The following is a 12,362-nucleotide window of genomic DNA, read 5'->3' as shown; positions in this document are numbered from 1 at the left end:
GATTCTTTCTAAAGTAAGAAATGGTTAAGTTAGAAAGGGCGCACGGTGGATGCCTTGGCACTAGGAGCCGATGAAGGACGGGACGAACACCGATATGCTTCGGGGAGCTGTAAGCAAGCTTTGATCCGGAGATTTCCGAATGGGGAAACCCACTGCTCGTAATGGAGTAGTATCCATACTTGAATACATAGAGTATGAGAAGGCATACCCGGGGAACTGAAACATCTAAGTACCCGGAGGAAGAGAAAGCAAATGCGATTCCCTGAGTAGCGGCGAGCGAAACGGGAACAGCCCAAACCAAGAGGCTTGCCTCTTGGGGTTGTAGGACACTCTATACGGAGTTACAAAGGAATGATATAAGCGAAGAGGTCTGGAAAGGCCCGCCAAAGAAGGTAACAGCCCTGTAACTGAAATGTCGTTCTCTCCAGAGTGGATCCTGAGTACGGCGGAACACGTGAAATTCCGTCGGAATCCGGGAGGACCATCTCCCAAGGCTAAATACTCCCTAGTGACCGATAGTGAACCAGTACCGTGAGGGAAAGGTGAAAAGCACCCCGGAAGGGGAGTGAAATAGATCCTGAAACCGTGTGCCTACAAGTAGTCAGAGCCCGTTAACGGGTGATGGCGTGCCTTTTGTAGAATGAACCGGCGAGTTACGATCCCGTGCAAGGTTAAGCAGAAGATGCGGAGCCGCAGCGAAAGCGAGTCTGAATAGGGCGCATGAGTACGTGGTCGTAGACCCGAAACCAGGTGATCTACCCATGTCCAGGGTGAAGTTCAGGTAACACTGAATGGAGGCCCGAACCCACGCACGTTGAAAAGTGCGGGGATGAGGTGTGGGTAGGGGTGAAATGCCAATCGAACCTGGAGATAGCTGGTTCTCTCCGAAATAGCTTTAGGGCTAGCCTCAAGGTAAGAGTCTCGGAGGTAGAGCACTGATTGGACTAGGGGCCCCTACCGGGTTACCGAATTCAGTCAAACTCCGAATGCCGATGACTTATCCTTGGGAGTCAGACTGCGAGTGATAAGATCCGTAGTCGAAAGGGAAACAGCCCAGACCGCCAGCTAAGGTCCCAAAGTATACGTTAAGTGGAAAAGGATGTGGAGTTGCTTAGACAACCAGGATGTTGGCTTAGAAGCAGCCACCATTTAAAGAGTGCGTAATAGCTCACTGGTCGAGTGACTCTGCGCCGAAAATGTACCGGGGCTAAACGTATCACCGAAGCTGCGGACTGTTCTTACGAACAGTGGTAGGAGAGCGTTCTAAGGGCTGTGAAGCCAGACCGGAAGGACTGGTGGAGCGCTTAGAAGTGAGAATGCCGGTATGAGTAGCGAAAGACGGGTGAGAATCCCGTCCACCGAATGCCTAAGGTTTCCTGAGGAAGGCTCGTCCGCTCAGGGTTAGTCGGGACCTAAGCCGAGGCCGAAAGGCGTAGGCGATGGACAACAGGTTGATATTCCTGTACCACCTCCTCACCATTTGAGCAATGGGGGGACGCAGGAGGATAGGGTAAGCGCGGTATTGGATATCCGCGTCCAAGCAGTTAGGCTGGGAAATAGGCAAATCCGTTTCCCGTAAAGGCTGAGCTGTGATGGCGAGCGAAATTTAGTAGCGAAGTTCCTGATTCCACACTGCCAAGAAAAGCCTCTAGCGAGGTGAGAGGTGCCCGTACCGCAAACCGACACAGGTAGGCGAGGAGAGAATCCTAAGGTGATCGAGAGAACTCTCGTTAAGGAACTCGGCAAAATGACCCCGTAACTTCGGGAGAAGGGGTGCTTCTTAGGGTGTTAAAGCCCCGAGAAGCCGCAGTGAATAGGCCCAGGCGACTGTTTAGCAAAAACACAGGTCTCTGCGAAGCCGTAAGGCGAAGTATAGGGGCTGACGCCTGCCCGGTGCTGGAAGGTTAAGAGGAGCGCTTAGCGTAAGCGAAGGTGCGAATTGAAGCCCCAGTAAACGGCGGCCGTAACTATAACGGTCCTAAGGTAGCGAAATTCCTTGTCGGGTAAGTTCCGACCCGCACGAAAGGCGCAACGATCTGGGCACTGTCTCAACGAGAGACTCGGTGAAATTATAGTACCTGTGAAGATGCAGGTTACCCGCGACAGGACGGAAAGACCCCGTGGAGCTTTACTGCAGCCTGATATTGAATGTTGGTACAGCTTGTACAGGATAGGTAGGAGCCTTGGAAACCGGAGCGCTAGCTTCGGTGGAGGCATCGGTGGGATACTACCCTGGCTGTATTGACCTTCTAACCCGCTGCCCTTATCGGGCAGGGAGACAGTGTCAGGTGGGCAGTTTGACTGGGGCGGTCGCCTCCTAAAATGTAACGGAGGCGCCCAAAGGTTCCCTCAGAATGGTTGGAAATCATTCGCAGAGTGTAAAGGCACAAGGGAGCTTGACTGCGAGACCTACAAGTCGAGCAGGGACGAAAGTCGGGCTTAGTGATCCGGTGGTTCCGCATGGAAGGGCCATCGCTCAACGGATAAAAGCTACCCCGGGGATAACAGGCTTATCTCCCCCAAGAGTCCACATCGACGGGGAGGTTTGGCACCTCGATGTCGGCTCATCGCATCCTGGGGCTGTAGTCGGTCCCAAGGGTTGGGCTGTTCGCCCATTAAAGCGGTACGCGAGCTGGGTTCAGAACGTCGTGAGACAGTTCGGTCCCTATCCGTCGCGGGCGCAGGAAATTTGAGAGGAGCTGTCCTTAGTACGAGAGGACCGGGATGGACGCACCGCTGGTGTACCAGTTGTTCTGCCAAGGGCATCGCTGGGTAGCTATGTGCGGACGGGATAAGTGCTGAAAGCATCTAAGCATGAAGCCCCCCTCAAGATGAGATTTCCCATTCCGCAAGGAAGTAAGATCCCTGAAAGATGATCAGGTTGATAGGTCTGAGGTGGAAGCGTGGTGACACGTGGAGCTGACAGATACTAATAGATCGAGGACTTAACCTATATTCTAATGTGAAGCATGAACATTGTTATCTAGTTTTGAGAGAACATTCTCTCCATCAGGTTTGGTGGCGATAGCGAAGAGGTCACACCCGTTCCCATACCGAACACGGAAGTTAAGCTCTTCAGCGCCGATGGTAGTTGGGGGTTTCCCCCTGTGAGAGTAGGACGCCGCCAAGCTTCTATAAGGATCAGTTCCAGTCGGAACTGGTCTTTTTTGTGCAAGTTGAGGGTACATTCACTTGTTTGATAAAAGATCGTGGCTTCATTTTATGTCCACAAGCAGCGTGTGAAATACTTGGATATAAAGAGAAAAAGAGTCTATCGCATAAACCATTATCTATAAAAAAACAATAGAGAGACAGAGTATCAGCTTATATAGGGAAATTAAAGATGTGTAAGCCTCTATGATTTTTTATAAATGCTTACGGCTAAAGAGATACATATATCATTAAAGTATAAAAATGAGGGACTGCTAATATTTCTGAAGGAATCGAACGTTTTAAAAGAGAATATAGAAGAGAGAAGTTCAGCTGCTGAACGTGGAACAGCAGCTGTTTGAATAGGAGAAATGACGATCATTTGTTAAAAGAAATACGCAATGAAAATTGAAATAAAATTTTTTTAATATAGCCTTTACAAATGATTAAAACCTGTATATAATAATCTTTGTCGGATCGAGAGATTCCTACATAGTGGAGGATTAGCTCAGCTGGGAGAGCATCTGCCTTACAAGCAGAGGGTCGGCGGTTCGAGCCCGTCATCCTCCACCATATTTATTCTTACATAATGTTAGGATAGATAAAGCCGGTGTAGCTCAACTGGTAGAGCAACTGACTTGTAATCAGTAGGTTGGGGGTTCAAGTCCTCTTGCCGGCACCACTTTCATATGGTAAGATAGACAAGTCGCTTTTAAAGCGAGCCATTAGCTCAGTTGGTAGAGCATCTGACTTTTAATCAGAGGGTCGAAGGTTCGAGTCCTTCATGGCTCACCATGTTTCATGCGGGTGTGGCGGAATTGGCAGACGCGCTAGACTTAGGATCTAGTGTCTTTATGACGTGGGGGTTCAAGTCCCTTCACCCGCATTGCTAAATAAAATAAAGAAATCCTGTAATGCGGAAGTAGTTCAGTGGTAGAACACCACCTTGCCAAGGTGGGGGTCGCGGGTTCGAATCCCGTCTTCCGCTTATACCATCCACGCCGGGGTGGTGGAATTGGCAGACACACAGGACTTAAAATCCTGCGGTAGGTGACTACCGTGCCGGTTCAAGTCCGGCCCTCGGCATTATAAATAAGCGCCCGTAGCTCAATTGGATAGAGCGTTTGACTACGGATCAAAAGGTTAGGGGTTCGACTCCTCTCGGGCGCGCCATTAAGATCGGGAAGTAGCTCAGCTTGGTAGAGCACTTGGTTTGGGACCAAGGGGTCGCAGGTTCGAATCCTGTCTTCCCGACCATCTTTTATGGGGCCTTAGCTCAGCTGGGAGAGCGCCTGCCTTGCACGCAGGAGGTCAGCGGTTCGATCCCGCTAGGCTCCACTTTTTAAAAGATTATTTTGATCATGGCGGTGTAGCTCAGCTGGCTAGAGCGTACGGTTCATACCCGTGAGGTCGGGGGTTCGATCCCCTCCGCCGCTATAAAGGACCTTTAGCTCAGTTGGTTAGAGCAGACGGCTCATAACCGTCCGGTCGTAGGTTCGAGTCCTACAAGGTCCACCATCTATACGGAGGAATACCCAAGTCCGGCTGAAGGGATCGGTCTTGAAAACCGACAGGGGTGTCAAAGCCCGCGGGGGTTCGAATCCCTCTTCCTCCGCCATATTTTTTAAAACCCATATCATCGCGGGGTGGAGCAGTTCGGTAGCTCGTCGGGCTCATAACCCGAAGGTCGCAGGTTCAAATCCTGCCCCCGCAACCAAAATGGTCCGGTAGTTCAGTTGGTTAGAATGCCTGCCTGTCACGCAGGAGGTCGCGGGTTCGAGTCCCGTCCGGACCGCCATTTTTCAAAAGAATACTTGGCTCGGTAGCTCAGTTGGTAGAGCAACGGACTGAAAATCCGTGTGTCGGCGGTTCGATTCCGTCCCGAGCCACTTTTATCAAAATATTCATAGTATGGCGGTTGTGGCGAAGTGGTTAACGCACCAGATTGTGGCTCTGGCACTCGTGGGTTCGATTCCCATCAATCGCCCCATACATATTTTGCGGGTGTAGTTTAGTGGTAAAACCTCAGCCTTCCAAGCTGATGTCGTGGGTTCGATTCCCATCACCCGCTCCATTTGTATATCTGTTCATGGGCCTGTAGCTCAGCTGGTTAGAGCGCACGCCTGATAAGCGTGAGGTCGGTGGTTCGAGTCCACTCAGGCCCACCATGATCTTCCGCAGTAGCTCAGTGGTAGAGCTATCGGCTGTTAACCGATCGGTCGTAGGTTCGAATCCTACCTGCGGAGCCAAATGGAGAAGTACTCAAGTGGCTGAAGAGGCGCCCCTGCTAAGGGTGTAGGTCGCGTAAGCGGCGCGAGGGTTCAAATCCCTCCTTCTCCGCCATTGATCTGGCCCGTTGGTCAAGCGGTTAAGACACCGCCCTTTCACGGCGGTAACACGGGTTCGAATCCCGTACGGGTCATTTTTAAAAGAGATCTTGTCAAAGATCTCTTTTTTATTTTCTCCAAAACGAAAGACCGCATCATGGCGGTCTTTTTTTACATATTCATGGAATAGATCGTATAAGACAAGTATGTGGCAAAGAAGCCCCATAAGACATAAGGAATCAGTAAAATTGGAACGACTTTGCTTAGTTTACGTGAGACGATGACAAGTGCAAGTGCTGTCAGTGCGACGAGCAGGCAGTCGATTGTAGCTGCAAACAAATCCTTTTGTGTAAATTGAAAAAAGCTAAAGGCTTGATTGAAAACATAATTTAAAAGGAAAAGAATCCAAAATGGTAAAGTGATTTTTTGGAACCCATATTTTCCATAAATGATCGCTGCGGACAATGAGATGAGTGCAAATAAGACAGCCCACACAGCAGCAATGACACCGCCACCAGGCGTCCATTCTGGTTTATTCAATGCGTCATACCATTCTCTGTCGATGGGGAACAAGAATCCGGCAATAGAGAATATTGCGTATGTAATAAAGAAGACGACAATCGCCCAAATGATACTTTTTCTAGCCATCAAGAATCTCCTCCAATCAAATTCACTCTTAAAATGATTTCCCAATAATTACATGATATAAACATAAAGCCCCCAATATGAGGGGACTAATGATTTTCTTCTGTATAAGGTTCTTCCTCGTACGGTTTCAAGTCACCAAATACCGTCATGACACCTTCTTCGTCTAATGCTTCTTCATAGGCCTCGTGTGCTTTGTTCGGATACACCTTGCTGGCTTTTCCTTCAATATCAGCAGCTGCGAATCCTTCGTAATCCTCCACATAATCTTCATCTTCTGATTGTGTATACACATCATCGTATGTTAGAGGAGGGAATTCCATATCAGACGGGGTCTCAGAGTTTCCGTAGCGTTCTACGTCTTGGTAGGCATCCTCTCCATCGTACGCAGCACTTTCTTCATTTTCAAATTGTCCCGCGGGAGGACTTAATAAATCCTCTTCAATCGGACGGTTTTGTGAAACGGTCTGTTCTTTTGAATGCTCTGTGCATGTGACGGCAGTAGGCAGGGCTTCTAAGCGTTCCTTTGGAATAGGGGCTTTACAGACCTTGCACAGACCATAAGAGCCGTCTGCAATGGCTTGGAGTGCTTCATTGATGTCTAACATATGTTCATGTTCCAAGCTGTTTAAAGCAATATCTTTCCCCCGCTCGAACAGCTCTGTCCCTTGATCACCCGGGTGGTTATCATAGGCAGACAATTCACCGATCGAATCGTAAGGAAAGGATACTTTCTGTTCATCGTCATGGCTTTTGGCTTCAAGTTCTTTCTTTTCATCGAGAAGGCGCTGCTTCAAATGATGTAATTCGTCTTTAGACAACAAAGCGATCATCCTTTCATATCAAACATATTGTTAGTATGAGCAATTTTGTATGTAAGACTAGTTCCAATTTGAAGCAATTCCTTATTAAAAAAACGCCTGCGGCTGCAGGCGTTCTTTGTTACGCGATATAGTATTGTAAGATCAAAGCGATCGTCAGCAGAAAACCAAAAAATGTATTGGTTTGAGCTGTAGATTTCATGGCATTCATTAATTCAATCGGTTTTTCTTTTTGTTTAAACTCTTTAATGGCTGTATAGGCTTTTGGCACACTGAGTAAAACAAGAAGACTCCAAAGGCCGACGATATCTGTGAAGATATAAACAAAAATGAGTACATATGATACCAAAAACATGGAAAGTAAAATGTTCACTGCAGCTTTGCGTCCAGCAAGAATGGCAAGTGTTCTTCGTCCATTTTCCTTGTCCCCGTCTAAATCACGGATATTGTTCGACAGTAAGATGGCACCAACTAAAATAGAAATTGGTAGTGAGACGAGAACAGCTTTAGACGTCAGTGTGCCTGTTTGGATATAGAAACTAATCAGGATGATTCCTAATCCCATAAAAGCACCTGAAACAAGTTCTCCAAACGGTGTATATGCAATTGGTACAGGGCCGCCAGTATAGAAATAGCCTGCTGCCATACAAATAAGACCTATTAGTGCAATCCACCAGCTAGACATCATGCAAATATATACCCCAAGTAATAAAGAAACCGCAAATAGTGCATAAGCGAGGGTGAGGACTGTCTTTGGCTTCACACCGTTTCTTACAATGGCTCCGCCGATGCCGACAGATTTCTCGTTGTCCAGCCCGCGAACATAATCAAAGTACTCATTAAACATGTTTGTTGCGATTTGGATAAACATAGATGCGAACAGCATGGCTAAAAATAGCCCACCATGTATTTGACCACTTGGAAGTGCTAAAACAGTTCCTAAAGTAACGGGAATAAATGCCGCTGTTAGTGTATGCGGTCGTAGTAAATTCCACCAAATTCGCCAGTTTTTATCAGGCTTTATTGGTGAAAGCTGATCTGATATCGATTGATGCTGCATAAAATATACTCCTTTAAATAAAAAAATACGTACACGTCCAAATTCCAGTTTAGCAAAGTTCAAAAAGGTGTCAATATATTGATGCGATGAATCGGGAAAAAGATGTTTGCTAATCGTTGCCATATCGAAGGAAAGCTTGATTTTAGAACAGGTCCTGCCATTTTACCTTTGATGCTCTCGTTTCAATAAGCAGGAGCGAAAAAATCTTGAAAGCGTGATATAATAAGGATTCGAGGTTTTAAAAGCTGTTTTCTTTACTAAGTTCATCTGTTAAGGTTTATAATAGAAAAGCAGGTCATTCGACATATTCGAATGTTCATGTATTTTTTCATTATGGGTTTTATTTTTTTATGTTATTTCATGGATTTTGGAGGAATGTATCATGGTGACAACAGTGCAAAGTACTTTCCGGCAGGAAGCGCTCGCGACATTAGAAGAAGCGAATAACGTCAACCATGCTGTTTTGATAAGCTACTCCAGAAGAGTTGACGATCTGGATCCTCTTGCCTTTTTCCAAAGCGGCGAAGCGGATTTTTTAGGCGAGCGGTTTTTTTGGTCTGATCCAGAAAGCCAAATGATATTTTCTGGACTTGGCAGAGCGGCCGTCATTAAATCATCTGAGCAAGGCAAGGAACGATTCGATATAGTCCATCAAGAATGGGAACAGCTAAAGCAGCACATGTTCCATTTTCATGATGAGAAGGAGTTAAAGCAAGCGGCTGTTGGTCCGCTTTTATTTGGAGGATTCTCGTTTGATCCGCACGAAGAGAAGGCGCGTCATTGGGAAGCATTTGGCGAGGCTCATTTTTTTGTGCCATCGATCATGCTGACTGTTTCAAAAGAAGGCAGCTTTCTTACGATCAATGAGTGGAAGCAGGTGGACGGGAATGTTCATCAGCTTATTCAAGAATTAGAACAAAAGGCCTCTCGTTTCGAGACATTACCAGTACGGACTGGTGGACAAGCTGAACTTGTTCATATGGAAGAGCTGGATGTGAACGAATGGATGAAGGCGATCCAAGAAGCGACAGACCACATTCGTGCAAACGAATATGAAAAGGTTGTTTTAGCAAGAGAAGTCTTGCTTCACTATAAAAATCAAATTGAACTTGCTCCACTATTAGCAGAATTATTAAAGCATCAAACAACAAGTTATGTATTTGCGGTTGAACAGGGAAGACAAGCATTTGTCGGAGCAACGCCGGAACGCTTAGTGAAAAAAAGCGGCGGAGAGGTCTTTTCATCCTGTTTAGCAGGTTCCATTGTTCGCGGAAAAGATGAAGCGGAGGATCACGCATTAGGCGAGGAACTGCTGCATGATGAGAAGAATTTGATTGAACATCAAATTGTCGTCAATATGATTGAGCAAGCATTTAAAGCGAATTGCCTTCATGTGCATAAACCAAATCAACCAATTCTTTATAAAACAAAAAACATTCAGCATTTGTTTACACCGATTGTGGGAGAAATTAAAAGCAGCTGTTCCCTTTTTTCATTAATTGAGCAGCTTCATCCGACGCCGGCACTAGGCGGATATCCGAAGGAAAAGGCTATAGAAGTGATTCGTGAAATCGAACCGCTTAAGCGCGGCTGGTATGCAGCGCCGGTAGGCTGGATTGATTCTCAGGATAATGGAGAATTTGCTGTAGCCATTCGGTCAGGTCTTATTGAGGAAGATCATGTTCGTTTATTCGCTGGCTGCGGAATTGTAGAGGATTCCCTTGCAAAGCAGGAGTATGAGGAAACACAAGTGAAGTTAAGACCAATGCTGTCTGCTCTTGGAGGTCATCCTATTGAATAATCACATCATGACAACATATATAGGCAGATTGATGGATGAATTCGTACAAGGTGGTGTGAAAGAGGCAGTTGTCTGTCCAGGTTCTCGTTCAACTCCGCTTGCGATGCTGGCTCTTGCTCATCAAGACATCCATGTCCATGTTTTAGTGGACGAACGGTCTGCTGCTTTTTATGCGCTTGGTCTTGCAAAAGCAAGTCAATCACCAGTGCTGCTTATTTGTACATCAGGTACAGCAGCTGCTAATTTTTATCCAGCCATTGTAGAGGCGCATTATTCTCGTGTACCTCTTATTGTTTTAACTGCTGATCGGCCGCACGAATTGAGGGAAGTTGGAGCACCTCAAGCGATTGATCAGCAATTCTTATTCGGTAAGTTTGTTAAATGGTTCACAGACTTAGCTCTGCCAGAGGAAAGTCAAACAATGCTGCGATATGTTCAGACAGCAGCTGCGAGAGCAAATCACATGTCGATGCAGGAGCCAAAGGGGCCTGTTCAGATTAATGTACCTCTGAGAGAACCATTGCTTCCTGATCTGTCTATTGATCCTTTCGCGAGAGAAGAATCAGACACGAAAAAGGTATTAGCATCAGGTCAGACATTCCCAAATGATCGAGTGATGTCTGAAATCGTAACCGTCATGAACCATTGCAAAAAGGGACTGATTGTGGCTGGTGAACTTCATACACAGGAAGAAAAAGAGGCAGTTTTACGCCTTTCGAAAGCTCTTCATTTACCTATTTTAGCTGACCCGCTGTCTCTTTTGCGCAACGGACATGTAAATGAAGATCTGATTATCGATGCGTATGATTCTTTATTAAAAGATGAAGCATTACAGCAGCACCTATTGCCGGATATGGTCATTCGTTTTGGACCGATGCCTGTATCTAAGCCCTTATTCAAGTGGCTGGAAAAACATGCGGAAGTGAAGCAGATTGTTGTAGATGCAGCCGGAGGTTTTCGTGATCCTGGGTTAAGTGCTTCATACGTCATTGAAAGTACTGTGTCTGCTTTTGTAGAAGCAGCATTAAATCAAGCAGTACAACGTAAAGAGACAAGCTTCTTAAACTGCTGGCAGAATGCTAATTCTTCATTCAGAACGCATGCAGCCCGCTATTCAGATGAGGATTTGTCCTTTGAAGGGAATGTGTACCGTCAGCTTCAGCACCTCTTGCCAAAGGAGAGTGTCCTTTTTATCGGAAATAGTATGCCGATTCGTGATGTAGATACATTTTTTGAAACTCAGTCCAAGCCTTTTCGAATGATGGCCAATCGCGGAGCAAATGGCATTGACGGCGTTGTGTCCACAGCACTTGGCACGTATGCAGCATTGAAGCAGCCAGTCACTTTAGTCATTGGAGATTTATCATTTTACCATGATATGAACGGTCTGCTTGCAGCTAAGCTGATGGACATTCCGCTGACAGTTGTTTTGATAAACAATGATGGGGGAGGTATCTTTTCTTTCCTTCCGCAGGCGTCTGATAAACCGTATTATGAAAAGCTCTTCGGTACGCCGACAGGACTGAATTTTGAGTATGCATCGAAGTTATATGGGGGAACCTATTCGAAACCGGCAACGAAACAAGAGTTACATGATGTGTACATGGCGCATATCGATGAACCTGGTCTTCATTTAATTGAAATTGAAACAGATCGTCATTCCCGTGTAGACAAGCATCGTCAAATGATGGATGACATATTGGAAGAAGTGAAAAAAGAATGCCTTCTCTCATCATAAGAATGCGTGATGGGGTAGCGTACGAAGTGGTGGACCAGAACCCTTCGGCAGCAAATGCTACACTATGCTTACACGGATTCACTGGAAGTGCAGCGTCTTGGACGTTCTTGAATGCTTATTTGGAGAATACAAGACTGATTCAGGTCAGCTTGCTCGGACATGGGCGTACGGACTCGCCAGAAAGTGTGAGAAGATATGCAATGTCTCAGCAGCTGGCAGATCTTGTAGAGATTTTAAACCAATTAAAGCTTCACAAAGTGAATATTCTCGGATATTCTATGGGAGGACGTATTGCTTTATCATTTGCCGCTCGTTATCCAGATCGTGTCAATAAATTGATCCTTGAGAGTACGTCTCCTGGGCTTCGCACTTTTAAAGAGCGGATGGCAAGACTAAAGCATGATCATCAGCTTGCTCAAAAGATTAGACATGAAGGCTTAGTGAAGTTTGTGGATTTTTGGGAAAGCATTCCTTTGTTTGCGTCTCAGAAAACTTTATCAGCTGAAAGGCAGACTGAGCTGAGAGAGGGAAGACTCAAAGCCAATCCTCTTGGACTGGCTCGCAGCTTAGAAGGAATTGGAACAGGTTCACAGCCGTCTGTTTGGAAGGCGTTAAAGCATATTCATTTGCCTGCTTTGTTCATTTGCGGAACGCTTGATGAAAAGTTCTGCCATATCGGCAAACGTATGCAGCAGGAGCTGAAAGGAAGTCAATTCATTTTGGCTGAGCATGCCGGGCATACAGTTCATGTGGAACAACCACATTTTTTTGGTAAAATAGTAAGTGAGTTTATTTTAGAGCAAGATTAGAGGAGGAAATA

6 protein-coding genes, 21 tRNA genes and 2 rRNA genes are annotated in these 12,362 nt (G+C 46.1%); 26 read left to right on the top strand and 3 right to left on the bottom strand.

Features of this window, described 5'->3' with window-relative positions; genetic code table 11:
- Nucleotides 1–22 precede the first annotated feature (22 nt).
- The 23 genes from MHB69_RS14285 to MHB69_RS14175 all read left to right on the top strand — a co-directional run bounded on the left by MHB69_RS14285 (nucleotide 23) and on the right by MHB69_RS14175 (nucleotide 5,572).
- Nucleotides 23–2,953 (top strand): 23S ribosomal RNA (locus tag MHB69_RS14285).
- A gap of 61 nt (nucleotides 2,954–3,014) precedes the next feature.
- Nucleotides 3,015–3,130 (top strand): 5S ribosomal RNA (gene rrf, locus MHB69_RS14280).
- A gap of 517 nt (nucleotides 3,131–3,647) precedes the next feature.
- Nucleotides 3,648–3,723, top strand: a tRNA-Val gene (locus MHB69_RS14275).
- 33 nt (nucleotides 3,724–3,756) lie between these two features.
- A tRNA-Thr gene (locus tag MHB69_RS14270) sits at nucleotides 3,757–3,832 on the top strand.
- Nucleotides 3,833–3,869: 37 nt separating this feature from the next.
- Nucleotides 3,870–3,945: transfer RNA gene (locus MHB69_RS14265), tRNA-Lys, on the top strand.
- Between the two features lie 8 nt (nucleotides 3,946–3,953).
- Nucleotides 3,954–4,036: transfer RNA gene (locus tag MHB69_RS14260), tRNA-Leu, on the top strand.
- A 30-nt stretch (nucleotides 4,037–4,066) separates the two neighbouring features.
- Nucleotides 4,067–4,138, top strand: a tRNA-Gly gene (locus MHB69_RS14255).
- Nucleotides 4,139–4,150: 12 nt separating this feature from the next.
- Nucleotides 4,151–4,236, top strand: a tRNA-Leu gene (locus MHB69_RS14250).
- Nucleotides 4,237–4,246: 10 nt separating this feature from the next.
- Nucleotides 4,247–4,323: transfer RNA gene (locus tag MHB69_RS14245), tRNA-Arg, on the top strand.
- Nucleotides 4,324–4,330: 7 nt separating this feature from the next.
- Nucleotides 4,331–4,407: transfer RNA gene (locus tag MHB69_RS14240), tRNA-Pro, on the top strand.
- An 8-nt stretch (nucleotides 4,408–4,415) separates the two neighbouring features.
- Nucleotides 4,416–4,488, top strand: a tRNA-Ala gene (locus tag MHB69_RS14235).
- Nucleotides 4,489–4,513: 25 nt separating this feature from the next.
- Nucleotides 4,514–4,587, top strand: a tRNA-Met gene (locus MHB69_RS14230).
- Between the two features lie 4 nt (nucleotides 4,588–4,591).
- Nucleotides 4,592–4,668: transfer RNA gene (locus tag MHB69_RS14225), tRNA-Ile, on the top strand.
- 7 nt (nucleotides 4,669–4,675) lie between these two features.
- A tRNA-Ser gene (locus MHB69_RS14220) sits at nucleotides 4,676–4,768 on the top strand.
- Nucleotides 4,769–4,790: 22 nt separating this feature from the next.
- Nucleotides 4,791–4,867, top strand: a tRNA-Met gene (locus tag MHB69_RS14215).
- Nucleotides 4,868–4,871: 4 nt separating this feature from the next.
- Nucleotides 4,872–4,948: transfer RNA gene (locus MHB69_RS14210), tRNA-Asp, on the top strand.
- An 18-nt stretch (nucleotides 4,949–4,966) separates the two neighbouring features.
- A tRNA-Phe gene (locus MHB69_RS14205) sits at nucleotides 4,967–5,039 on the top strand.
- Between the two features lie 25 nt (nucleotides 5,040–5,064).
- Nucleotides 5,065–5,140: transfer RNA gene (locus tag MHB69_RS14200), tRNA-His, on the top strand.
- 10 nt (nucleotides 5,141–5,150) lie between these two features.
- Nucleotides 5,151–5,224 (top strand) — tRNA-Gly (locus MHB69_RS14195).
- 17 nt (nucleotides 5,225–5,241) lie between these two features.
- Nucleotides 5,242–5,318 (top strand) — tRNA-Ile (locus MHB69_RS14190).
- A 6-nt stretch (nucleotides 5,319–5,324) separates the two neighbouring features.
- Nucleotides 5,325–5,399, top strand: a tRNA-Asn gene (locus tag MHB69_RS14185).
- Between the two features lie 3 nt (nucleotides 5,400–5,402).
- Nucleotides 5,403–5,493, top strand: a tRNA-Ser gene (locus tag MHB69_RS14180).
- A 7-nt stretch (nucleotides 5,494–5,500) separates the two neighbouring features.
- A tRNA-Glu gene (locus tag MHB69_RS14175) sits at nucleotides 5,501–5,572 on the top strand.
- Nucleotides 5,573–5,648: 76 nt separating this feature from the next.
- Here MHB69_RS14175 and MHB69_RS14170 read toward each other — a convergent pair.
- From MHB69_RS14170 to MHB69_RS14160, 3 genes are all read right to left on the bottom strand, one after another.
- Nucleotides 5,649–6,125 carry a tryptophan-rich sensory protein gene (locus tag MHB69_RS14170; protein WP_144496335.1) on the bottom strand — a complete coding sequence of 159 codons (477 nt, stop codon included), beginning with the start codon at nucleotides 6,123–6,125 and terminating at the stop codon, nucleotides 5,649–5,651.
- A gap of 86 nt (nucleotides 6,126–6,211) precedes the next feature.
- A complete protein-coding gene (locus tag MHB69_RS14165) occupies nucleotides 6,212–6,946 on the bottom strand; it encodes a TraR/DksA C4-type zinc finger protein (protein ID WP_041107397.1) in 735 nt (244 codons plus the stop codon).
- Nucleotides 6,947–7,064: 118 nt separating this feature from the next.
- Nucleotides 7,065–8,003 carry a 1,4-dihydroxy-2-naphthoate polyprenyltransferase gene (locus tag MHB69_RS14160; protein WP_034279366.1) on the bottom strand — a complete coding sequence of 313 codons (939 nt, stop codon included), beginning with the start codon at nucleotides 8,001–8,003 and terminating at the stop codon, nucleotides 7,065–7,067.
- 382 nt (nucleotides 8,004–8,385) lie between these two features.
- Here MHB69_RS14160 and MHB69_RS14155 point away from each other — a divergent pair, with 382 nt between their 5' ends.
- The 3 genes from MHB69_RS14155 to menH are packed head-to-tail and all read left to right on the top strand — an operon-like array spanning nucleotide 8,386 to nucleotide 12,351.
- A complete protein-coding gene (locus MHB69_RS14155; protein ID WP_070326290.1) occupies nucleotides 8,386–9,804 on the top strand; it encodes an isochorismate synthase in 1,419 nt (472 codons plus the stop codon).
- Nucleotides 9,797–11,542, top strand: a complete 1,746-nt coding sequence (menD, locus tag MHB69_RS14150) for a 2-succinyl-5-enolpyruvyl-6-hydroxy-3-cyclohexene-1-carboxylic-acid synthase (protein WP_144496333.1) — start codon at nucleotides 9,797–9,799, stop codon at nucleotides 11,540–11,542. Before MHB69_RS14155 ends, menD begins: the two co-directional genes overlap by 8 nt.
- Nucleotides 11,524–12,351: a 2-succinyl-6-hydroxy-2,4-cyclohexadiene-1-carboxylate synthase gene (gene menH, locus MHB69_RS14145; protein WP_034279373.1), complete on the top strand. Its 828-nt coding sequence runs from the start codon at nucleotides 11,524–11,526 to the stop codon at nucleotides 12,349–12,351. Before menD ends, menH begins: the two co-directional genes overlap by 19 nt.
- Nucleotides 12,352–12,362: the final 11 nt, after the last annotated feature.

It is taken from the genome of Bacillus sp. FSL K6-0994 (assembly GCF_038630815.1).
Classification (GTDB): domain Bacteria; phylum Bacillota; class Bacilli; order Bacillales; family Bacillaceae; genus Bacillus; species Bacillus safensis.
Note: the sequence above shows the minus strand (reverse complement) of the source record. Positions and strands in the feature narration are given on the sequence as shown.

What these genes read in the sequence shown, in the direction of transcription:
- menH (WP_034279373.1), top strand. Translation starts at nt 11,524, where the DNA reads ATGCCTTCTCTCATCATAAGAATGCGTGATGGGGTAGCGTACGAAGTG.
- MHB69_RS14160 (WP_034279366.1), bottom strand. Translation starts at nt 8,003, where the DNA reads ATGCAGCATCAATCGATATCAGATCAGCTTTCACCAATAAAGCCTGAT.
- MHB69_RS14155 (WP_070326290.1), top strand. Translation starts at nt 8,386, where the DNA reads ATGGTGACAACAGTGCAAAGTACTTTCCGGCAGGAAGCGCTCGCGACA.
- MHB69_RS14170 (WP_144496335.1), bottom strand. Translation starts at nt 6,125, where the DNA reads ATGGCTAGAAAAAGTATCATTTGGGCGATTGTCGTCTTCTTTATTACA.